This window comes from Pseudomonas shahriarae, from assembly GCF_014268455.2.
Lineage (GTDB): Bacteria > Pseudomonadota > Gammaproteobacteria > Pseudomonadales > Pseudomonadaceae > Aquipseudomonas > Aquipseudomonas shahriarae.
This window is the reverse complement of the sequence record NZ_CP077085.1, coordinates 3,215,687-3,236,580: the sequence shown is the minus strand read 5'-3', so window position 1 is coordinate 3,236,580 and position 20,894 is coordinate 3,215,687. Positions and strand designations below refer to the sequence as shown.

The window sequence follows — 20,894 nt, the reverse complement described above, 5'->3', positions numbered from 1 at the left end:
AATGTTTGTAAGCCTGAAGGTAAATAGCCGGTAAAGGCGCTTTTCTAAACGCGCCCCAGTGCTTATCTTTCAGCCTCCCACAGTAGAAGCCCTCGCCTCCAATGGTTGATCAATCCATGCAATCGTCCCCCCGTAGTTCCCGCCGCTGGCTGTTTGGCTTGCTCGTCCTGTTGGTTGTTGCCTTCCTGTGCTGGAAATTCTGGCCGACCGGCACCGCCCAGAAGGAGGCCCCGGCAGCCAGGACCAGCAAGACCGGGATGATGCGTCCCGGCTTCGGCGGCTCGGGTGCGGCGGTGCCGGTACGTGTCGCACCCGCGGTCGCAGGGGATTTCCCGGTGTACTACAAGGCACTGGGGACGGTGACGGCCTTGAACACCATCAATGTGCGCAGCCGGGTCGGGGGGGAGCTGGTCAAGATCGCCTTTGAAGAGGGGCAGATGGTCAAGGCCGGCGACCTGCTGGCGGAAATCGACCCGCGCAGTTATCAGAATGCCTTGCTCCAGGCCCAGGGCACACTGATGCAAAACCAGGCGCAATTGAAAAACGCTCAGGTTGACCTTGAGCGTTATCGCGGCCTCTACGAACAGGACAGCATCGCCAAGCAGACCCTGGACACCGCTGCCGCGCTGGTCCTGCAATACCAGGGCACGGTCAAGACCAACCAGGGGGCGGTGGATGACGCCAAGCTCAACCTTGAGTTCACCAAGATCCGTGCGCCGATTTCCGGGCGCGTTGGCTTGCGCCAGTTGGACGTCGGTAACCTGGTGGCGGCTAATGACACCACCGCCCTGGCGATCATCACCCAGACCCAGCCAATCAGCGTGGCGTTCACCTTGCCGGAAAACACCCTGCAAACCGTACTGGCCCGCTATCGCGGTGGCAACAAGCTGCCGGTGCAGGCCTGGGACCGTGGCGACCTGCAACTGCAAGCCACCGGTGTGCTGCAAAGCCTGGACAACCAGATCGACGTCACCACCGGCACCCTGAAATTCAAGGCGCGCTTCGATAACCACGACCAGGTGCTGTTCCCCAACCAGTTCGTCAACGTGCGGCTGCTGGCCGACACCCTGAAAAACGTGGTGCTGGTACCTTCGGCCGCGATCCAGTTCGGCACCAATGGCACCTTTGTCTACGCCCTGGACGGTGACAAGAAGGTCAAGATTCGCACCCTGGTGATTGGTGAGACCGATGGCCAGAACACCGTGGTCAAGGAAGGCCTGGCCGCCGGCGATCGCGTAGTGCTGGAAGGCACCGATCGCCTGAAAGATGGCACCGATGTGGAAGTGGTCAACGACAGCAACCAGGTGCCCACCGGCCCGACCGAACACTTGCAGGGCAAACCCGCGGCACAAGGCGAAGGCAGCCCGGCGGCTGACGCCGGCAAGGCGCAAAAGGCCGGCGCATGAACCTGTCACGGCTGTTTATCCTCAGGCCCGTTGCCACCACCCTGAGCATGCTGGCCATTGTCCTGGCTGGCCTGATCGCCTATCGCTTGATGCCGGTGTCGGCCTTGCCCCAGGTGGATTACCCGACCATCCGCGTCATGACCCTGTACCCCGGCGCCAGCCCGGACGTGATGACCAGCGCGGTCACCGCGCCCCTGGAACGCCAGTTCGGGCAAATGCCGGGCCTGACGCAGATGGCCTCCACCAGTTCCGGCGGGGCCTCGGTCCTGACCCTGCGCTTCAACCTCGACGTCAATATGGACGTGGCCGAGCAACAGGTGCAGGCGGCGATCAACGCGGCCAGCAACCTGTTGCCCTCGGACCTGCCGGCGCCGCCGGTGTACAACAAGGTCAACCCGGCCGATACCCCGGTACTGACCCTGGCCGTCACCTCCAAGACCATGCTGTTGCCCAAGCTCAATGACCTGGTCGATACGCGCATGGCGCAAAAGATCGCGCAGATCAGCGGCGTGGGCATGGTCAGCATCGCCGGCGGCCAGCGCCAGGCCGTGCGGATCAAGGTCAACCCCGAGGCCCTGGCGGCCAATGGCTTGAACCTGGCCGACGTACGCAGCCTGATCGCCGCCTCCAACGTCAACCAACCCAAGGGCAACTTCGACGGCCCGACACGGGTGTCGATGCTCGATGCCAACGACCAGTTGGTATCGCCCGAGCAGTACGCCGAACTGATCCTGGCCTACAGCAACGGTGCACCGCTGCGCCTCAAAGACGTCGCGCAAATCGTCGATGGCGCAGAAAACGAACGCCTAGCCGCCTGGGCCAATGAAAACCAGGCCGTATTGCTCAATATCCAGCGCCAGCCGGGCGCCAACGTGATCGAGGTGGTGGACCGGATCAAGGCGCTGCTGCCGAGCATCACCGACAACCTGCCAGCCGGTCTCGACGTGACGGTACTCACCGACCGCACCCAGACCATCCGCGCCTCGGTCACCGATGTGCAGCATGAACTGCTGATCGCCATTGCGTTGGTGGTAATGGTGACGTTCCTGTTCCTGCGCCGTTTCAGCGCCACCATCATCCCGTCGATTGCCGTGCCGTTGTCGCTGATCGGCACCTTTGGCGTGATGTACCTGGCTGGCTTCTCCATCAATAACCTGACGCTGATGGCCCTGACCATCGCCACCGGGTTTGTGGTGGACGATGCCATCGTGATGCTGGAGAACATTTCCCGCTATATCGAGGAAGGCGAGACGCCGATGGCGGCCGCGCTCAAGGGCGCCAAGCAGATCGGCTTCACCCTGGTTTCCCTGACCCTGTCGCTGATCGCGGTGTTGATCCCGCTGCTGTTCATGGCCGATGTGGTCGGGCGGCTGTTCCGCGAATTTGCCATCACCCTGGCGGTGGCGATCCTGATTTCCCTGGTGGTGTCCCTGACCCTGACGCCGATGATGTGCGCACGCCTGCTCAAACGCGAACCCAAGGAAGCAGAACAAGGGCGTTTCTACAAGGCCAGTGGCGCGTGGATCGACTGGCTGGTTGCCGCCTACGGGCGCAAGCTGCAATGGGTGCTCAAGCATCAGCCGCTGACCCTGTTGGTGGCCATTGCCACCCTGGGCCTGACGGTGGTGTTGTACCTGGTGGTGCCCAAGGGCTTCTTCCCGGTGCAGGACACCGGGGTGATCCAGGGCATTTCCGAGGCACCCCAGTCGATATCCTTTGCGGCCATGAGCCAGCGCCAGCAGGAGCTGGCGAAGATCATCCTCGAAGATCCCGCAGTGGAAAGTCTTTCTTCCTACATTGGCGTCGATGGCGATAACGCCACCCTCAATAGCGGCCGCCTGCTGATCAACCTCAAGCCCCATAAAGAGCGGGACTTGAGCGCCGTCGAGGTGATTGCACGCCTGCAACCGACACTGGACAAACTGGTGGGGATCCGTCTGTTTATGCAGCCGGTGCAGGACCTGACCATCGAAGACCGTGTCAGCCGCACCCAGTACCAATTCAGCATGTCCTCCCCGGATGCCGACCTGCTGGCCCTGTGGAGCGGCAAGCTGGTACAGGCCCTGAGCCAGTACCCGGAACTCACCGATGTGGCCAGCGACCTGCAGGACAAAGGCTTGCAGGTGTACATGGTGATCGACCGCGACGCGGCCTCGCGCCTGGGCGTGTCGGTAGCCAATATCACCGACGCCCTGTACGACGCCTTCGGCCAGCGGCAGATTTCCACGATCTACACCCAGGCCAGCCAGTACCGCGTGGTGCTGCAGGCCCAGTCCGGCGAAAGCCTGGGGCCGGACGCGCTGAACCAGATCCATGTGAAAACCACCGATGGCGGCCAGGTGCGCCTGTCCAGCCTGGCCCGCATCGAGCAGCGCCAGGCGCAGTTGGCGATTACCCATATCGGCCAGTTCCCCGCAGTAATGATGTCATTCAACCTGGCCCCCGGCGTGGCCCTGGGCAAGGGTGTGGAGCTGATCAACCAGGTGCAGAAGGACATTGGCATGCCGGTCGGCGTGCAGACCCAGTTCCAGGGCGCCGCCCAGGCGTTCGAAGCCTCGCTGTCGAGTACGTTGCTGCTGATCCTGGCGGCAGTGGTGACCATGTATATCGTGCTGGGCGTGCTGTACGAGAGCTATATCCACCCGATCACCATCCTCTCGACCTTGCCATCGGCAGCGGTGGGGGCCTTGCTGGCGTTGCTGCTCACGGGCAATGACCTGGGGATGATCGCGATCATCGGCATCATCCTGCTGATCGGCATCGTGAAGAAGAACGCGATCATGATGATTGACTTCGCCCTCGACGCCGAACGCAACCAGGGCCTGGACCCGCAGACCGCAATCTACCAGGCGGCGTTGTTGCGTTTCAGGCCGATCCTGATGACCACCCTGGCGGCGCTGTTCGGTGCGGTGCCCTTGATGCTGGCCACCGGCTCCGGCGCAGAGTTGCGCCAACCCCTGGGCCTGGTGATGGTCGGTGGCTTGCTGTTGAGCCAGATCCTCACGCTGTTTACCACGCCGGTGATCTATCTGTACTTCGACCGCCTTGGCCGTCGCTGGCGCAAGTCCGAAGCGCTGGAGCCGGTTGAGCCATGAACCTGTCCGGACCTTTTATCCGCCGGCCGGTAGCCACCATGCTGCTGAGCCTGGCGATCATGTTGCTGGGTGGCGTCAGTTTCAGCCTGCTGCCAGTGTCGCCGTTGCCGCAGATCGACTTCCCGGTGATTGTGGTCTCTGCCAGCCTGCCTGGCGCGAGCCCGGAAGTGATGGCGTCTACCGTGGCCACGCCGCTGGAACGGTCCTTTGGCGCGATTGCCGGGGTCACCACCCTCAGCAGTTCGTCCAGCCAGGGCTCGACCCGGGTGATTCTGGCGTTTGACTCCGACCGTGATATCAACGGCGCGGCGCGGGAAGTGCAGGCGGCAATCAACGCCTCGCGCAACCTGTTGCCCAGCGGCATGCGCAGCATGCCCACCTACAGGAAGATCAACCCGTCCCAGGCGCCGATCATGGTGCTGTCGCTGACCTCGGACGTGTTGCCCAAGGGCCAGCTCTACGACCTGGCGTCCACCATCCTCTCGCAAAGCCTGTCCCAGGTACCGGGTGTGGGCGAGGTGCAGATCGGCGGCAGCTCCCTGCCGGCGGTGCGCATCGAGCTGGAGCCCAAGGCCCTCGACCAGTACGGCGTGTCCCTGGATGAGGTGCGCGACACCATTGCCAATGCCAACGTGCGCCGGCCCAAGGGCTCGGTGGAAGATGGCGAGCGCAACTGGCAGATCCAGGCCAATGACCAGCTGGAAAAGGCCAAGGATTATGAGCCGCTGCTGATCCGCTACCAGGACGGTGCCGCCTTGCGCCTGAGCGATGTGGCGAAGATCAGCGATGGCGTCGAAGACCGCTACAACAGCGGTTTTTTCAACAATGATGCAGCGGTGTTGCTGGTGATCAACCGCCAGTCCGGCGCCAACATCATCGAGACCGTCAAGCAGATCAAGGCCCAGTTGCCGGCGTTGCAGGCGGTATTGCCGTCCAGCGTCAAGCTCAACCTGGCCATGGATCGTTCGCCGGTGATCACCGCCACCCTGCATGAGGCAGAAATGACCCTGCTGATTGCCGTGGCCCTGGTGATCCTGGTGGTGTACCTGTTCCTCGGCAACTTCCGCGCCTCGCTGATCCCGACCCTGGCGGTGCCGGTGTCGCTGGTGGGCACTTTTGCGATCATGTACCTCTATGGATTTTCCCTGAACAACCTGTCGCTGATGGCCCTGATCCTCGCCACCGGCCTGGTGGTGGACGATGCCATCGTGGTGCTGGAGAACATTTCCCGGCATATCGACAACGGTATCGCGCCAATGAAGGCAGCGTACCTGGGGGCCAAGGAGGTCGGTTTTACCCTGCTGTCGATGAACGTGTCGCTGGTGGCGGTGTTCCTGTCGATCCTGTTTATGGGCGGGATTGTCACCAGCCTGTTCCGTGAATTTTCCATCACCCTGGCGGCGGCGATCATTGTGTCGCTGGTGGTTTCGCTGACCCTGACCCCGATGCTCTGCGCGCGCTGGCTCAAGCCCCATGTCAAAGGGCAGGAGACCGGTTTGCAGCGCTGGAGCCAGAAGGTCAACGACCATATGGTCGCGGGTTACGCCCGTAGTCTGGACTGGGTGCTGCGGCACAAGCGGCTGACCCTGCTCAGCCTGTTCGTGACCATCGGGGTGAATATCGCGCTGTATGTGGTGGTGCCCAAAACCTTTATGCCGCAACAGGACACCGGGCAATTGATCGGTTTTGTGCGCGGCGATGACGGCCTGTCATTCAGCGTCATGCAGCCGAAGATGGAGATCTTCCGCAAAGCCGTGTTGCAAGACCCGGCAGTGGAAAGCGTGGCGGGTTTTATCGGTGGCAGCAACGGCACCAACAACGCGGTGATGCTGGTGCGCCTCAAGCCGATCAAGGAACGCCAGCTGTCGGCCCAGGCGGTGATCGAGCGCTTGCGCAAGAACGTGCCCCTGGTACCCGGTGGCCGCTTGATGCTGATGGCCGACCAGGACCTGCAATTTGGTGGTGGCCGCGACCAGACGTCTTCGCAATATTCCTACATCCTGCAAAGTGGCGACCTGGCGGCCTTGCGCCTGTGGTACCCGAAAGTGGTCGCCGCGCTGCGCGAGTTGCCGGAACTAACCGCCATCGACGCCCGCGAAGGGCGGGGTGCGCAACAGGTGACGCTGATTGTCGATCGCGATCAGGCCAAGCGCCTGGGCGTAGACATGAACATGGTTACCTCGGTGCTGAACAACGCCTACAGCCAGCGGCAGATTTCCACCATTTATGACAGCCTCAACCAGTACCGGGTGGTGATGGAGGTCAATCCGAAATACGCCCAGGACCCGATCACCCTCAATCAGGTGCAGGTGATTACCGCTGACGGCGCGCGAATTCCGCTGTCGACCATTGCCCACTACGAAAACAGCCTGGCCAACGACCGCGTCAGCCACGAAGGGCAGTTTGCCTCCGAAGACATTGCCTTCGACATGGCGCCCGGGGTCACGGTGGAGCAGGGCACGGCCGCCATCGAGCGGGCGATTGCCAAGGTCGGCTTGCCGGAAGACGTGATCGCCAAGATGGCCGGCACCGCCGATGCCTTCGCCGCCACCCAGAAAAGCCAGCCCTTCATGATCCTCGGCGCATTGGTCGCGGTGTACCTGGTGCTGGGGATTCTCTATGAAAGCTACATTCACCCGCTGACCATCCTCTCGACCCTGCCCTCGGCCGGGGTCGGCGCGCTGTTGTCGATCTACGTGCTGGGCGGCGAGTTCAGCCTGATCTCGCTACTGGGTCTGTTCCTGCTGATTGGCGTGGTGAAGAAAAACGCGATCCTGATGATCGACCTGGCCCTGCAGCTGGAGCGCAAGGAAGGCATGCAGCCCCTGGAATCCATACGCAGTGCTTGTTTGCTGCGCTTGCGGCCGATCCTGATGACCACCCTGGCGGCGATCCTCGGGGCCTTGCCGTTGCTGCTGAGCACCGCCGAAGGCGCGGAAATGCGCCAGCCCCTGGGCCTGACCATTATCGGCGGGCTGGTCTTCAGCCAGATCCTGACCCTTTACACCACCCCGGTGGTTTACCTCTATCTCGACCGCCTGCGCCACCGTTTCAACGGCTGGCGCGGGGTGCGTACCGACGCTGCCCTGGACACTCCGCTATGACCGAATCAATTGTTTTCCGGGCCCCTGCACTGACGGTGATGTTTTGCGCCGTGTTCCTCAGCGCCTGCGCCATCGGCCCCGATTACCAGCGCCCGCAAGTTGCCGAGCCGGCGCAGTACAAAGAAGCCCAGGGCTGGCGCCAGGCCGCCCCCAGCGATGCCCTGGCCCGTGGCGCCTGGTGGGAGCTGTATGGCGACCAGCAACTCAACAGCCTGGTGGACAAGCTCAACAACGCCAACCAGACCGTGGCCCAGGCCGAAGCCCGCTACCGCCAGGCCCAGGCCACGGCACGCAGCTCCCGTGGCGCGTTCTTTCCGACCGTCGACCTGAGCGCCGGGAAAACCCGCGCCAGCCAGGGCACGGGTAGCAGTAATGCGAGCTTGAGCAGCTCCAGCAGTGGTATCCGCGACACCCTCAACACCCAGTTGGGGGTGAGCTGGGAAGCCGATATCTGGGGCAAATTACGCCGAGGCCTGGAAGCCAGCGACGCCAGCGCCCAAGCCAGCGCCGCCGACCTGGCGGCCATGCGCCTGAGCCAGCAGTCGGAACTGGTGCAGAACTACCTGCAATTGCGGGTCATGGACGAACAGACGCGCTTGCTGCAAACCACCGTCGAGACCTATCAGCGCTCGCTGCAAATGACCCAGAACCAGTACCGCGCCGGTGTCTCAGGCAAGGACGCTGTCGCCCAGGCCCAGACCCAGCTCAAGAGTACCCAGGCCAGTCTGATCGACCTGGTTTGGCAACGGGCGCAACTGGAAAACGCCATCGCGGTATTGATCGGCGAACCTCCTGCCATGTTCAACCTGGCGGTGAGCAAGGACATACCGGCACTGCCGCAGATTCCTGCCAACCTGCCATCGCAACTGCTGGAACGCCGCCCGGATATTGCCTCGGCGGAGCGCGCAGTGATTGCCGCCAACGCCAATATCGGCGTGGCGAAAACCGCCTACTACCCCGACCTGACCCTGAGTCTGGCCGGTGGTTACTCCAGCAGCACCTATGCCGACTGGATCAGCCTGCCCAACCGCTTCTGGTCGGTGGGGCCGAAACTGGCGATGACCCTGTTCGACGGCGGGCAGCGCTCGGCAGAAGTTGACCGCGCCGAAGCGTCCTACGACGAAACCGTGGCCAAGTACCGCCAGACCGTACTCGACGGTTTCCGCGAGGTGGAAAACTACATGGTCCAGCTCAAGGTTCTGGAAGACGAGGCGGGCGTGAGCAACGAGGCCCTGGAGTCCGCGCGGGAATCTCTGCGCCTGACCCAGAACCAGTACAAGGCCGGCCTGATTGCCTACCTGGATGTGGTCAACGTCCAGGCGACGGCGTTGAGCAACGAACGTACCGTGCTGACCTTGCTGCAAACCCGGCTGGTGGCCAGCGTGCAACTGATTGCAGCGCTGGGTGGTGGTTGGGATGGCCAGTTGGAGCCAAACGAAAAACCCTGACCCTGTCGGCGATGGTCGTCAACGATAACGGATGAACAGCTGATAAACCCTCAGGGGTTATTGCTGACGCCATCGCGGGCAAGCCCGCTTCCACCGACTGTAGTTTCGCCCCTCCCCAGGCCATACATTTTCAGTAATGGCCTTGTGACAATATTCCACCTGTACGAGAATTATTCTCGCTACAATCCCCGACTTTCCCCCGGCACGGACGCCGTTCGCATCGTCATCCATGAGACGTCACATGCTTACCGGCAGTTATTCCCCCGCGTTGGTCCTGATCTCCCTGTTTGTGGCCATCCTGGCGTCCTATACCGCTCTGGACCTGACCGGTCGGATTGCCACCGCCAAGGGCCGGGCTGTGTACCTGTGGATGGCCGGCGGCGCCCTGGCCATGGGGATTGGCGTGTGGTCGATGCACTTTATCGGGATGTTGGCGTTTCGCCTGCCGATTGCCCTGGGCTACGACATCGGCATAACGGCGCTGTCGCTGTTGATCGCCGTCCTGTCCAGTGGCTTCGCCCTGTGGCTGGTCAACCAACCGCGTCTGCCGGCCTGGCAACTGGGGTTTGGCGCCTTGATCATGGGGGCGGGGATCAGCACCATGCACTACACCGGCATGGCCGCCATGCGCATGATGCCGGGCATCGACTACGACCCCACCTTGTTCATCGCCTCATTGCTGATTGCCGTGGGGGCCTCGGCCGCCGCGTTATGGATTGCCTTCAAACTGCGGCGCAACACCCCCTATGTACGCCTGGCACGGAGCGCTGCGGCGGTGGTGATGGGCGTGGCCATCGTCGGCATGCATTACACCGGCATGGCGGCGGCGCGTTTTGCCGATGGCAGTTTTTGCGGGGCGTCGGTGGATGGCCTGAGCGGCACCGGCCTGGACAATCTAGTGTTGGTGACCACCCTGGCAATCCTGGCCTTCGCGCTATTGACCTCCTTGCTCGATGCGCGCCTGGAAGCACGCACCGCTGTGTTGGCCGATTCCTTGAGCCTGGCCAACCAGGAACTCACCCACCTGGCCCTGCACGACACGCTGACCGGCCTGCCAAACCGTACGCTGCTGGCCGATCGCATTCAGCAGGCCACCCAGTTGGTGGCGGAGCAAGGTGGGTGTTTTGCCCTGATGTTTATCGACCTCGACGGTTTTAAACCGGTCAATGACGCCTTCGGCCATCATCTGGGTGACCAATTGCTGCGCGAGGTGGGCCTGCGCCTGCGCGAAGACCTGCGCGGTCAGGACACCCTGGCGCGGATCGGCGGCGATGAGTTCGTGTTGCTGGTGCAGTTGAGCCAGCCCGACGATGCGCTGCGTCTGGCCGAACGCCAGGTGGGATTGATCAACCAATCGTTCCGCGTAGCCGAGCATGACTTGAGCATCTCTGCCAGTGTCGGCATTGCCCTGTTCCCCGGTAACGGCGCAACGCCCCAGGAACTGTTGATGAATGCCGATGCGGCGATGTATCACGCCAAGAGCATGGGCAAGAACGGCTACAGCTTTTTTGATGTGTCAATGAACACCAATGCGCGCAAGCAACTGCAACTGTTGCAGGATTTGCGCAAGGCGGTTGAACAGCAGCAGTTGCGCCTGTACTACCAGCCCAAGTTCGACGCCCTCAGCGGTCGCGCCATCGGTGCCGAAGCCCTGTTGCGCTGGGAGCACCCACAACACGGCCTGTTGCTGCCGGACAAGTTTATCGAGTTGGCGGAAAAAACCGGGGTGATCATCGCCATCGGCGATTGGGTGCTCAACGAAGCATGCCGGCAAATGCAGGTGTGGTTTGCCCAGGGGTACCGGGACTGGCGTATTGCGGTGAACCTGTCGGCCCTGCAGTTCTGCCATGCCGGGCTGGTCACCAGTGTGGCCAACGCCCTGCAGCGCCACCAGTTGCCGGCCAATAGCCTGACCCTGGAAATCACCGAAACCACGGCTATGAGCGATGCCGATGCGAGCATGCGGGTGTTGCAGGAACTCTCGGAAATGGGCGTGGATTTGTCCATTGACGACTTTGGCACCGGCTACTCCAGTCTGATGTACCTCAAGCGCCTGCCGGCCAATGAGCTGAAAATCGACCGTGGCTTTGTGCGCGACCTGGAGCACGACAGCGACGATGCCGCCATCGTCTCGGCAATTGTCGCCCTGGGCCAGGCCCTGGGCCTGCGCATCGTTGCCGAGGGGGTCGAGACCGACATGCAGCAGGATTTCCTCACGCGCCTGGGCTGTAACTCGCTGCAAGGCTACCTGCTGGGCCACCCACTGCCGGCGGATACCTTTATGAGCGCCATCGTGGCCAGGGAGCGCTTGACCCCACCGTGAGATCAATTGACCCCGGTCCATGCAAAACCTGGCAGGCGCAGGTATTCTTGGATCCAACAGCTCAGGTTGAATGGGGAGTCACTACGCATGGACAAAGTCGTCATCATCACCGGTGGCAGTCGTGGGATCGGCGCCGCCACAGCCTTGCTGGCGGCCCGACAGGGCTATCGCATCTGCATCAATTTCCAGTCCGATGAAGCCGCCGCTCTGCGGGTACTGGAGCAAGTGCGCGCACTCGGTGCCCAGGCCATTGCGGTGCGCGCCGATGTCAGCATCGAAGACGAAGTGATCAGCCTGTTCAACCGCGTCGACACCGAACTGGGGCGCGTCACCGCGCTGGTCAACAATGCCGGGACCGTCGGGCATAAATCACGGGTCGATGAGATGTCCGAATTCCGTATCCTGAAAGTCCTCAAGACCAACGTGCTAGGGCCGATCCTGTGTGCCAAGCATGCGCTGCTGCGCATGTCGCCCAAGCATGGCGGGCAGGGTGGCAGCATCGTCAACGTCTCGTCGGTGGCCTCGCGCATTGGCGCGCCCGGTGAGTATGTGGACTATGCGGCGTCCAAGGGCGCGCTGGACAGCTTCACCGTTGGCCTGTCCAAGGAAGTGGCGGGCGAGGGGATTCGTGTCAATGCCGTGCGCCCCGGCTATATCTACACCGAGTTCCATGCCCTGAGCGGCGACCCGGATCGGGTCAGCAAGCTTGAGTCCGGCATTCCCATGGCCCGCGGCGGGCGCCCGGATGAAGTGGCGGAAGCGATTGTCTGGCTGTTGTCGGACAAGGCGTCCTACGCCACCGGGACGTTTATTGACGTGGGGGGCGGCCGCTAGCAGGCCTGCCGTAACGCGTCAAAAGGTGGGCAGCACCGAGTAGCCTTTGCGGGCGAACTGGTCCAGGCGGTCAGCCTCGGAGTTGTGCAGGATGACCACACCCCTTTCGGAAAACCCGTCTATCTTGCCGTTGCGCTCCTCACTACCGTCGAGCTTGCACTCGTCCAGGTTATCAATGAAGCGCAACACCTTATCCAGATCGTAGGCGGCGTTGGCGCGAGCGTCCGGGTCCGGATTGGCTTGCGTCCAGTCGCCCAGATGCCGCTTGAGATCCCGGTCCAATTGCCAGCGATCGTTGCCGTCGACGTAGTCCGTCAACACCGCACTCTGTTCGATAATCCTTTCCGCCGAACGGTGATCCCCCGCAGGGCGTCCCATGGGGCCAGTCAGTTGGCGGACTGCGCGCTGTTCTGCGACCCGCATGTAGTTGGGCGGGATGGGCAATGGAAAATGAAAAAATGGTGGTAGGACATTGTTCATGGCACCTCTCTTTTTTGAGTGAAAAGAGGCGAATGTTAAACCGCGCAATCACGCGGTCCAACGGCACCGTTGAGCTGATCTATTTCAAGGCGTTTTTCAAAACGAACGCACAATCCGCCCCAGCGTCTCCATGGCCTTTTCCGCTGTTTCATCCCAGGGGCTGCCGTAATTCAGACGGATACAGTTACGAAAACGCTGGGTCGGCGAAAAGATCGGCCCCGGTGCAATGCTGATGCCCTGGGCCAGGGCCATCTGGAACAGTTTCAGCGAGTCGGTCTGCTCCGGCAGCTCCAGCCACAGGAAATATCCGCCGGCGGGCTGACTGACCCGGGTTTGCGCCGGAAAGTAACGGGCGATGGCCGCGAGCATGGCACTTTGCTGTTCTTCCAGGGCATAACGCAATTTGCGCAGGTGGCGGTCGTAGCCGCCGTGTTGCAGATAGTCGGCAATGGCCGCCTGGGCCGGCATCGAGGCGCATAGCGAGGTCATCAGCTTCAGACGTTCAATCTTTTGCGCGTAGCGGCCTGCCGCAACCCAGCCCACGCGATAGCCCGGGGCCAGGCTCTTGGCGAAGGAACCGCAGTGCATCACCAGGCCTTCAGTGTCGAAGGCCTTGGCCGGCTTGGGCGCCTGTTGACCGTAGTACAGTTCGGCGTACACATCGTCTTCAATCAGCGGCACCTGGTGCCCGCGCAACAACTCGACCAGCTCCTGCTTCTTGGCCTCGGGCATGGTCGCACCCATGGGGTTCTGGAAGCTGGTCATACACCAGCAGGCCTTGATCGGGTAGCGCTCCAGGGTCTGGGCCAGCACCTTCAGGTCAATGCCATCACGCGGATGCACCGGAATTTCCACGGCCTTGAGCTTCAAGCGCTCCAACACTTGCAGGCAGGCATAAAACGCCGGGGCTTCGATGGCCACCAGATCGCCAGGCTCAGTCACCGCTTGCAGGCACAGGTTCAGCGCTTCCAGGGCGCCGTTGGTGATCAGCAGCTCTTCCATGGGCAGCATCAAGCCACCGACCATGTAGCGCAGGGCGATTTGCCGACGCAGTTGCGGGTTGCCCGGCGACATGTCCGTGACCACCATGCGCGGGTCCATTTCGCGGCTGGCGCTGGCCATGGAGCGGGCCAGGCGTTGCAGGGGGAACAGCGTCGGGCTGGGGAAGGCCGAGCCGAAGGGCACGGTCTGCGGATCCTTGATCGAATCCAGTACCGAGAACACCAGCTCACTGACGTCCACCTCGGTGGATTCGTGAACATGGGCGCTGACTGCCGGCTCCGAAAACGGGCTGGGCGCGTGGGTATTGACGAAATACCCGGAGCGCGGCCGCGCCCGGATCAGGCCGCGGCGCTCCAGCAGGTAATAGGCCTGGAACACCGTGGAGGGGCTGACGCCATAGGTCTGGCTGGCATAGCGCACCGACGGCACCCGCTGGCCCGGCCCGAGGACGCCGGAGCGGATCAGTTCAGCGATGTCGTCGGCAAATTTCTCGTAGCGTTTCATCGTGATCCTAATGTTCTACAGCGGTCAAAATGTGGGAGAGGGCTAGCCTGCTCCCACAGGGGGATTGCGTGGGTCAGCGGTTCAGCGGCGCGACAAAACGGCTGTCGGCGACACTATAAACACTTGGCTCGTCGATATCCGTCACCTTGAAACGGATGGTTTGCGAGCTGCTGGTCGGCTTGTCACGGGTCAGCGCCACAGACACCGGCACATCCGTGATCTCTCCTGGCTCCAGGCTGATCTCGGTCTTGCCCTGTAGCTGGAAGCCTTCACCATCCACCAGTTGTACGCGGTAATCCTGGCGCTGCTGGGTCTTGTTGATGATCTTCAAACTGTAGATGTTCTCGATCAACCCCTGGCTGTTCTCCCGGAACATGCCACGGTCCTTGGTGACGTCCAGCGAGACCATGGGCCGTTGCACCAGTGCCATCACCAGGGCGGCGATCATCACCAGCAGCACGGCACTGTAGCCGATCAGGCGTGGCCGCAGCAGGTGGGTCTTGCCACCCTGCAACTGATGTTCGGAGGTGTAACTGATCAAGCCCCGGGCATAACCCATTTTATCCATGATCGAATCGCAGGCGTCGATGCAGGCGGCGCAGCCGATGCACTCCATCTGCAGGCCATCGCGGATGTCGATGCCGGTGGGGCAGACCTGCACGCACAAGTGGCAGTCGATGCAGTCGCCCAGACCCACATCGGCCGGGTTCACATCGCGTTTGCGCGGGCCACGGCTTTCGCCACGGGCGGCGTCGTAGGAAATGGTCAGGGTGTCCTTGTCGAACATCACGCTCTGGAACCGTGCATACGGGCACATATGCATGCACACCGCTTCCCGCAGCCAGCCGGCGTTGATGTAGGTGGCGCCGGTAAAGAACAGCACCCAGAACAGGCTGACACCGCCCATCTGCCAGGTCAGCAGCTCCTCGGCCAGGGGCCGGATCGGGGTGAAATAGCCGACAAAGGTCAAGCCGGTCAGCACACTGATTGCCAGCCACAGGGTGTGTTTGGCGGCGCGGCGCGCCAGTTTATTCACGCTCCAGGGCGCGGCCTGCAGCTTGATCCGCTGGTTTCGCTCACCTTCGGTGACTTTCTCGCACCACATGAACAGCCAGGTAAACGAGCTTTGCGGGCAGGTGTAGCCACACCAGACGCGGCCGGCAAATACCGTAATGGCAAACAGCCCGAAGGCACAGATGATCAACAGCGCCGACAACAGGATGAAATCCTGGGGCCAGAAGGTTGCGCCAAAAATATGGAACTTGCTTTCAGCCAGGTCCCACAACACCGCCTGGCGTGAGTCCCAGTTCAGCCACACGGTGCCAAAAAACGCCAGGAACAGAAAGCCTGCACCGCTTATGCGCAAGGTCCGGAACAGGCCGGTGAAACTGCGGGTGTGAATCAGGTTGTCGCTGGATTTGGCCTTCATCTTCTTTGGATGTGCAGGCTCGAAATTTTCTACTAATCGGACGGGGATTCTATCGCTCATGGTCTTTCGCTCATCAGCCTCCATCAGGCGGATGAACTATGGGCCGCGATCTGTTTGCATAACAGACTCAGGTAAAACCATAAAAAGCGGATCAGATGAGTTTTTAGCGCGCCGCTGCGACAATGTGCAGCACCCCGCAAGCCGCGGGGCCGGTGCCTGGATCAACAGCACGCAAGGCATGCTGATCCAGGTCAATCAAATCACCGAATCACCGGTGCTGGCCTTGAGGTGCTTGCGCCCGTCAATGGCACCTGCGACGGTCAAGGCGTCGGCCTCGGCTTCGGTGATGTAGATCCGTTGGCCGTCGATCTCGACCGCCGACATGGATTTGTCGCTGTCGGTAATCACCGTCACCTCCAAAACGCTGCAGCGTTGTTCTTCACCGTTGTCGTCGGTCTTGAAATAGCAGGTCTGGTTTTCGATACGTACGGGCATGGTCTTCTCCTGGTTGTTCGGTGCTGTTCATTAGGTGACGCTCACCGGCCAATGGTTCGGCGCAACTGACTGGCGGTCGTTGCTGTCCATCTTCTATCTCCCATGAAAAGGACAGGACCATGGACGCCTGGTGGCAAGAAGTCTGGCAAACCCTGCAAAGCGAATTCGCCGATATCGGCGATGCGCGGCAACTGACGCAAATCACCCTACGCCTGCTGATCGCCGCGATTCTGGGTGGCATCCTGGGCTTTGAGCGCGAACAGAAAGGCAAGGCCGCCGGTGTGCGCACCCATATGCTGGTGGCGATGGGCGCTGCCTTGTTTGTGCTGGTGCCACAGATGTCCGGCTCCCAGGCAGACGCCATGAGCCGGGTGGTGCAGGGGGTGATCGCCGGTATCGGTTTCCTCGGTGCGGGGACGATTCTCAAGGGCAAGGAGGAGGACACTGACCAGCACGTCAAGGGCTTGACCACCGCAGCCGGCCTGTGGATGACCGCCGCCATCGGGGTGGCGGCGGGGTTGGGCAAGGAGTCCACTGCGGTACTGAGCACCGTGCTGGCGCTACTGGTGTTCAGCGTGATGCCAAGGATTGTGAAACTACTGGACAAGCCTTAGCTACGGGGCTCCTACACGATAACCGGCGGCATAGTCGTAGGCGGCTCTTCCTTTGCCGGTGGCACGCTTTCCGGCGGTTCCTGTTCAGGAATCGGCGCAGGCTCGGTCGGCGGCAAGGTCGGTGTATCAATATTCGGGTCGGGTGTTTCAGCAGGAATCGGGATGTTCATCGCGGTGGCCTCGTTTGTGTTTTTCTCAATCGGTGGACAACCGCCACGGCCGATTGATTCCCGCCCGGTGGCGGCACACCCCTCTGAACGTTCCGCCGGCCATCGGGCTCGGACCTTATGTGGCCGGCTCAGGAAGAGCCCGCCTGCAGCACTGACAATCAAGCACAAGAGCGTCCTACCCGGATTAGCTCAGGGTCTTTCGCTCATCAGCCCCCGCAAGCCGCGGGGCCGGTGCCTGGATCAGCACGCAGGGCGTGCTGATCCAGGTCAGTCAAATTACCGAATCACCTGTGCGGCCCTTTAATCACCGCCGCCTGCTCAGGTCACCAGATCGCTGTAGGTCACTTCACCAAACACCTTGACCACGAACGGTGGCTTCCCGGGATCGCCTGCGATCATCACCACGCTTGTGTGGGTACCCGGGAGGTAGTGAATCTGCATTTCACCGCTGGCGCCTGAGAAGTTCTCTACCAGGTCAAGGGGTTTATTACCCAGTTGGGCACGAACTCCCGAGACATCGAGCTTGTCACGGCCGTGGGCAAAGTTCATGACTTCACTCGGCGCTGCCAGGATCGATTCGCCAATATTGCCGAAGGTGAAGGTTTGGCTGCTGCCTTGGGCAGGTGGATTGTCCCTGGGCTGGGGTGTCTGGGTTGTCTGTATCGGCGGGTTATTCTCCGGTGTTGGCTTTGCCTGGGACGGTGTCTCATCCGTTGGCGTGTCCTGGGGGAGCGCGTTCAATGATTGGCCGAGGCCGGAAAGGGCCTTGGCGGTGCCTGCGCTATCGCGCTTGCGCTGCTTGATATTCACTTCCTCCAGACGCAACTCTTGCTCGACTTCCTGGCTGGCCCTGAAATCCGCCTCGGGGTCGCCGGTGTTCATGCGTGATCTGATTTCATTCTTACTCAACCCAGGGACCTCCACGGCTGCCGCAGTATCTTGCAGGTGCTCGAGGTTTGTTTGGCTCAAGAGTGTCTTGAATTCGTTGAGTTGCCTGATCGTTCCGGCGGCATTGGGGCCATTCTGCATCGTGCGGATATTGGCCGGGCTCAACAACGTGCGCAGTTCGCTGAGACGGCTCCTGGTCTCCATGGAAAACGGCTCGCGCAACATTTGTATGACACTGTCGCGGTTCAATAACCTGCCAACTTTGTCGGCTATTACAGAGCCTGCGTCAGGCGTTTGTGGGCGAGGCTTGGCCTGTGCAGTGGCTGCCTCGGACTGCCGGGGGGGATAGCCACGCTCGGCAGGCTTTGCGTCAGGTTGGCGCGTGGTTTTGAACTGTGAGGTAGGCGTTGGCTGCTGACGCGGTCTGTCAGGCGTTTTTGTTCGTGAGGGGGCACTTGGGCCGGCCTTGAGCAAGCGCAGAATCTCTTGAGAATGATTAAGTGGCACTTTTTCAGGAAGCGACGTGATAGGTCGGTACGGCTGATGATTAGCGGGTTGAATTGACATGATGAGCCCTCGCATGGGTTTGACGTGATGCATGCGCAAGTCAGCCTATCTATGGGCGAGGGCGATCGACTTCAGTGCTTTCGGGCTGGTTGGTAGGACGTATCTCTAATGCTTGCCCGATCGCGGGCAAGCAGCGACGCTTTTCAGGCGACGACCGGTGGCGCGGTTTGCGGTGGGTCCTCCATCGGTGGTGGCAGGTTTTCAGGTGGCTCCTGCTCGGGAATCGGTACTGGCTCAGTGGGCGGCAGTGGTGGCTTGTCTATATTGGGCTCTGGGGTTCGTGCGGGGATCGGGCTACTCATCGGTATGGCCTCCTTTGTGCTTTGTTGTATCGGGGACAATCGGCACGGCCGATTGATTCCCGCCCGGCGGGCGGCACATCCATCTGAACTTTCCGCCGGCCACCGGGCTCGGACCTTATGTGGCCGGCTCAGGAAGAGCCCGCCTGCAGCACTGACAATCAAGCACAAGAGCGTCCATGGGGCGTAAGGGGAGATGCTCGATGACGGCTGAAATACCCGGATTACCATTGTCCCAGGCACTGTTGCTGCCCAGGATCGCCATTGAAGACACGATGCCGGTGATTGATGCCGGCGCATTCGCGGTCAAGGCCGTGCAAGGGCAATCCATCCACGTTACCAGCAAGGTGTTCGCCGACGGCCATGACCAGTTGGCCGTGTTGATTCGCTGGCGGTCGCTGAGTGAAGACAACTGGCATCGCGAGGTCATGGCAGACAAGGGCAACAACACCTGGGAAGGCACTTTCGACGTCACCCTGCAGGGCCCGCACCAATATTGCATCGAGGCGTGGATCGACCATTTCGCCAGTTTCTGCTACGAACTGGGCAAGAAACACACCGCCGGGGTTCCCGTCAGCCTGGAGCTGCAGGAAGGTCGCCAGCAGGTCTTGCAAGCCGCTGAACGCAGTGAAGGTGAGCTGCAGGAGCACTTGCAGCAATTGCATCAACAATTGTCCGGGCTGCTGGAAACCGAGCAGGTCGCGTTGTTTCTGCACGAACACAGTGCACAGCTGATGGCCGAGGCCGATTTGCGCCCCTACCTGAGTATCAGCCCGGTGTATCCACTGGATGTGGAACGGCCACAGGCGCTGTTTGCCAGTTGGTACGAGCTGTTTCCGCGCTCGATCACCGACGATGCGGCGCGCCACGGCACCTTCAATGACGTGCATGGGCGCCTGGCGATGATCCATGACATGGGCTTTGACGTGCTGTACTTCCCGCCGATCCACCCCATCGGCCGTAGTCACCGCAAGGGCAAGAACAACTCACTGACCGCCGGCCCCGAGGATCCCGGCAGCCCGTATGCCATCGGCAGCGAGGAGGGCGGCCATGACGCCATCCATTCGCAGCTGGGCACCCGCGAGGATTTCCGCCGCCTGGTAGCCGCCGCCGCCGAGCACGGCCTGGAGATCGCCCTGGACTTTGCCATCCAATGTTCCCAGGACCACCCCTGGCTCAAGCAGCATCCCGGCTGGTTCAACTGGCGCCCGGACGGCACGATCAAATATGCGGAAAACCCGCCGAAGAAATACCAGGACATCGTCAACGTCGACTTCTATGCCACCGATGCGATCCCCAGCCTGTGGCTGGAGTTGCGCGATGTCGTGCTGGGCTGGGTCGAGGAGGGGGTCAAGACCTTCCGCGTCGACAACCCTCACACCAAGCCGCTGCCGTTCTGGCAATGGTTGATCAGCGATGTACGGGCCCAGCACCCCGAAGTGATCTTCCTCGCCGAGGCCTTCACCACCCCGGCGATGATGGCGCGGCTGGGCAAGGTCGGTTATTCCCAGAGCTACACCTATTTCACCTGGCGCAACACCAAGGCCGAATTGAGTGAGTACTTCACCCAGTTGAACCAGTCGCCCTGGCGTGAATGCTACCGGCCGAACTTTTTCGTCAACACCCCGGACATCAACCCGGGCTTTCTGCATGAGTCCGGGCGCCCCGGCTTTTTGATCCGTGCCGCGCTGGCCACCATGGGCTCGGGCCTATGGGGCATGTACTCGGGTTTTGAGCTGTGTGAAAGCGCGCCGGTGCCGGGCAAGGAAGAGTACCTGGACTCGGAAAAGTACGAGATCCGCCCCCGGGACTTCAGTGCCCCCGGCAACATCATTGCCGAGATTGCCCAACTCAACCGCATCCGCCGGCAAAATCCGGCACTGCAGACACACTTGGGCCTGACGCTCTACAACGCGTTCAACGACCACATCCTGTACTTCGGCAAGCGCAGCGAGGATGGCAGCAACTTCATCCTGGTCGCCGTCAACCTCGACCCGTTCAACGCCCAGGAGGCGCATTTCGAGCTGCCGTTGTGGGAGATGGGCCTGCCGGACGACGCCCAGGTGCAGGGCGAAGACCTGATGAACGGCCATCGCTGGACCTGGTACGGCAAGATCCAATGGATGCGCATCGAGCCCCATATGCCATTTGGCATCTGGCGCGTAACCCAGTCTTGAGTCGGATGCAGATCAACTGTGGGAGCGGGCAAGCCCGCACACATTGATCCAGTCCAGTC

The 20,894-nt window shown here is 61.6% G+C and carries 15 protein-coding genes; 8 read left to right on the top strand and 7 right to left on the bottom strand.

Annotated elements, in window-relative coordinates:
* Window positions 1-101 precede the first annotated feature (101 nt).
* The 6 genes from HU773_RS14355 to HU773_RS14330 all read left to right on the top strand — a co-directional run bounded on the left by HU773_RS14355 (window position 102) and on the right by HU773_RS14330 (window position 12,210).
* Window positions 102-1,406: an MdtA/MuxA family multidrug efflux RND transporter periplasmic adaptor subunit gene (locus HU773_RS14355; protein WP_057959461.1), complete on the top strand. Its 1,305-nt coding sequence runs from the start codon at window positions 102-104 to the stop codon at window positions 1,404-1,406.
* A complete protein-coding gene (locus HU773_RS14350; protein ID WP_120733168.1) occupies window positions 1,403-4,501 on the top strand; it encodes an MdtB/MuxB family multidrug efflux RND transporter permease subunit in 3,099 nt (1,032 codons plus the stop codon). Before HU773_RS14355 ends, HU773_RS14350 begins: the two co-directional genes overlap by 4 nt.
* Window positions 4,498-7,605 (top strand): efflux RND transporter permease subunit, encoded by a 3,108-nt coding sequence (locus HU773_RS14345; protein ID WP_186625406.1) that lies wholly within the window; start codon window positions 4,498-4,500, stop codon window positions 7,603-7,605. Before HU773_RS14350 ends, HU773_RS14345 begins: the two co-directional genes overlap by 4 nt.
* Window positions 7,602-9,053, top strand: coding sequence for an efflux transporter outer membrane subunit (locus HU773_RS14340; protein ID WP_169989688.1), 1,452 nt, complete (start codon window positions 7,602-7,604; stop codon window positions 9,051-9,053). Before HU773_RS14345 ends, HU773_RS14340 begins: the two co-directional genes overlap by 4 nt.
* Before the next feature lie 241 nt (window positions 9,054-9,294).
* Window positions 9,295-11,376 carry a putative bifunctional diguanylate cyclase/phosphodiesterase gene (locus HU773_RS14335; protein WP_169989689.1) on the top strand — a complete coding sequence of 694 codons (2,082 nt, stop codon included), beginning with the start codon at window positions 9,295-9,297 and terminating at the stop codon, window positions 11,374-11,376.
* 87 nt (window positions 11,377-11,463) lie between these two features.
* Complete coding sequence (locus HU773_RS14330) at window positions 11,464-12,210, top strand: SDR family oxidoreductase (RefSeq protein ID WP_169989690.1); 747 nt, start codon at window positions 11,464-11,466, stop codon at window positions 12,208-12,210.
* A gap of 18 nt (window positions 12,211-12,228) precedes the next feature.
* Here HU773_RS14330 and HU773_RS14325 read toward each other — a convergent pair whose 3' ends face one another.
* The 4 genes from HU773_RS14325 to HU773_RS14310 all read right to left on the bottom strand — a co-directional run bounded on the left by HU773_RS14325 (window position 12,229) and on the right by HU773_RS14310 (window position 16,120).
* Window positions 12,229-12,588: a hypothetical protein gene (locus HU773_RS14325; RefSeq protein WP_225923789.1), complete on the bottom strand. Its 360-nt coding sequence runs from the start codon at window positions 12,586-12,588 to the stop codon at window positions 12,229-12,231.
* Between the two features lie 198 nt (window positions 12,589-12,786).
* Complete coding sequence (mapR, locus tag HU773_RS14320; RefSeq protein WP_057436622.1) at window positions 12,787-14,196, bottom strand: GntR family transcriptional regulator MpaR; 1,410 nt, start codon at window positions 14,194-14,196, stop codon at window positions 12,787-12,789.
* 73 nt (window positions 14,197-14,269) lie between these two features.
* Window positions 14,270-15,685, bottom strand: a complete 1,416-nt coding sequence (gene ccoG, locus HU773_RS14315; protein ID WP_115128259.1) for a cytochrome c oxidase accessory protein CcoG — start codon at window positions 15,683-15,685, stop codon at window positions 14,270-14,272.
* A gap of 195 nt (window positions 15,686-15,880) precedes the next feature.
* Window positions 15,881-16,120 (bottom strand): DUF3203 family protein, encoded by a 240-nt coding sequence (locus HU773_RS14310; RefSeq protein ID WP_057436618.1) that lies wholly within the window; start codon window positions 16,118-16,120, stop codon window positions 15,881-15,883.
* Window positions 16,121-16,239: 119 nt separating this feature from the next.
* Between HU773_RS14310 and HU773_RS14305 the strand changes: the two genes are divergently transcribed.
* Window positions 16,240-16,734: an MgtC/SapB family protein gene (locus HU773_RS14305; protein ID WP_057959468.1), complete on the top strand. Its 495-nt coding sequence runs from the start codon at window positions 16,240-16,242 to the stop codon at window positions 16,732-16,734.
* A gap of 11 nt (window positions 16,735-16,745) precedes the next feature.
* Here HU773_RS14305 and HU773_RS14300 read toward each other — a convergent pair whose 3' ends face one another.
* From HU773_RS14300 to HU773_RS14290, 3 genes are all read right to left on the bottom strand, one after another.
* Window positions 16,746-16,904 (bottom strand): hypothetical protein, encoded by a 159-nt coding sequence (locus HU773_RS14300; protein WP_162947732.1) that lies wholly within the window; start codon window positions 16,902-16,904, stop codon window positions 16,746-16,748.
* Between the two features lie 318 nt (window positions 16,905-17,222).
* Complete coding sequence (locus HU773_RS14295; RefSeq protein WP_057959469.1) at window positions 17,223-18,017, bottom strand: M10 family metallopeptidase C-terminal domain-containing protein; 795 nt, start codon at window positions 18,015-18,017, stop codon at window positions 17,223-17,225.
* 485 nt (window positions 18,018-18,502) lie between these two features.
* A complete protein-coding gene (locus tag HU773_RS14290; protein ID WP_169989693.1) occupies window positions 18,503-18,661 on the bottom strand; it encodes a hypothetical protein in 159 nt (52 codons plus the stop codon).
* A gap of 200 nt (window positions 18,662-18,861) precedes the next feature.
* Here HU773_RS14290 and HU773_RS14285 point away from each other — a divergent pair, with 200 nt between their 5' ends.
* The gene (locus HU773_RS14285; RefSeq protein ID WP_057959470.1) at window positions 18,862-20,835 is read left to right on the top strand and encodes an alpha-1,4-glucan--maltose-1-phosphate maltosyltransferase; all 1,974 of its coding nucleotides are present in this window, start codon (window positions 18,862-18,864) and stop codon (window positions 20,833-20,835) included.
* The last annotated feature ends 59 nt before the right edge of the window (window positions 20,836-20,894 follow it).

Excerpts from the sequence above, each read along its gene's own strand:
- HU773_RS14355 (WP_057959461.1), top strand. The coding sequence starts at position 102 with ATGGTTGATCAATCCATGCAATCGTCCCCCCGTAGTTCCCGCCGCTGG.
- HU773_RS14350 (WP_120733168.1), top strand. The coding sequence starts at position 1,403 with ATGAACCTGTCACGGCTGTTTATCCTCAGGCCCGTTGCCACCACCCTG.
- HU773_RS14345 (WP_186625406.1), top strand. The coding sequence starts at position 4,498 with ATGAACCTGTCCGGACCTTTTATCCGCCGGCCGGTAGCCACCATGCTG.
- HU773_RS14340 (WP_169989688.1), top strand. The coding sequence starts at position 7,602 with ATGACCGAATCAATTGTTTTCCGGGCCCCTGCACTGACGGTGATGTTT.
- HU773_RS14335 (WP_169989689.1), top strand. The coding sequence starts at position 9,295 with ATGCTTACCGGCAGTTATTCCCCCGCGTTGGTCCTGATCTCCCTGTTT.
- HU773_RS14330 (WP_169989690.1), top strand. The coding sequence starts at position 11,464 with ATGGACAAAGTCGTCATCATCACCGGTGGCAGTCGTGGGATCGGCGCC.
- HU773_RS14325 (WP_225923789.1), bottom strand. The coding sequence starts at position 12,588 with ATGGGACGCCCTGCGGGGGATCACCGTTCGGCGGAAAGGATTATCGAA.
- mapR (WP_057436622.1), bottom strand. The coding sequence starts at position 14,196 with ATGAAACGCTACGAGAAATTTGCCGACGACATCGCTGAACTGATCCGC.
- ccoG (WP_115128259.1), bottom strand. The coding sequence starts at position 15,685 with ATGAGCGATAGAATCCCCGTCCGATTAGTAGAAAATTTCGAGCCTGCA.
- HU773_RS14310 (WP_057436618.1), bottom strand. The coding sequence starts at position 16,120 with ATGCCCGTACGTATCGAAAACCAGACCTGCTATTTCAAGACCGACGAC.
- HU773_RS14305 (WP_057959468.1), top strand. The coding sequence starts at position 16,240 with ATGGACGCCTGGTGGCAAGAAGTCTGGCAAACCCTGCAAAGCGAATTC.
- HU773_RS14300 (WP_162947732.1), bottom strand. The coding sequence starts at position 16,904 with ATGAACATCCCGATTCCTGCTGAAACACCCGACCCGAATATTGATACA.
- HU773_RS14295 (WP_057959469.1), bottom strand. The coding sequence starts at position 18,017 with ATGTTGCGCGAGCCGTTTTCCATGGAGACCAGGAGCCGTCTCAGCGAA.
- HU773_RS14290 (WP_169989693.1), bottom strand. The coding sequence starts at position 18,661 with ATGAGTAGCCCGATCCCCGCACGAACCCCAGAGCCCAATATAGACAAG.
- HU773_RS14285 (WP_057959470.1), top strand. The coding sequence starts at position 18,862 with ATGACGGCTGAAATACCCGGATTACCATTGTCCCAGGCACTGTTGCTG.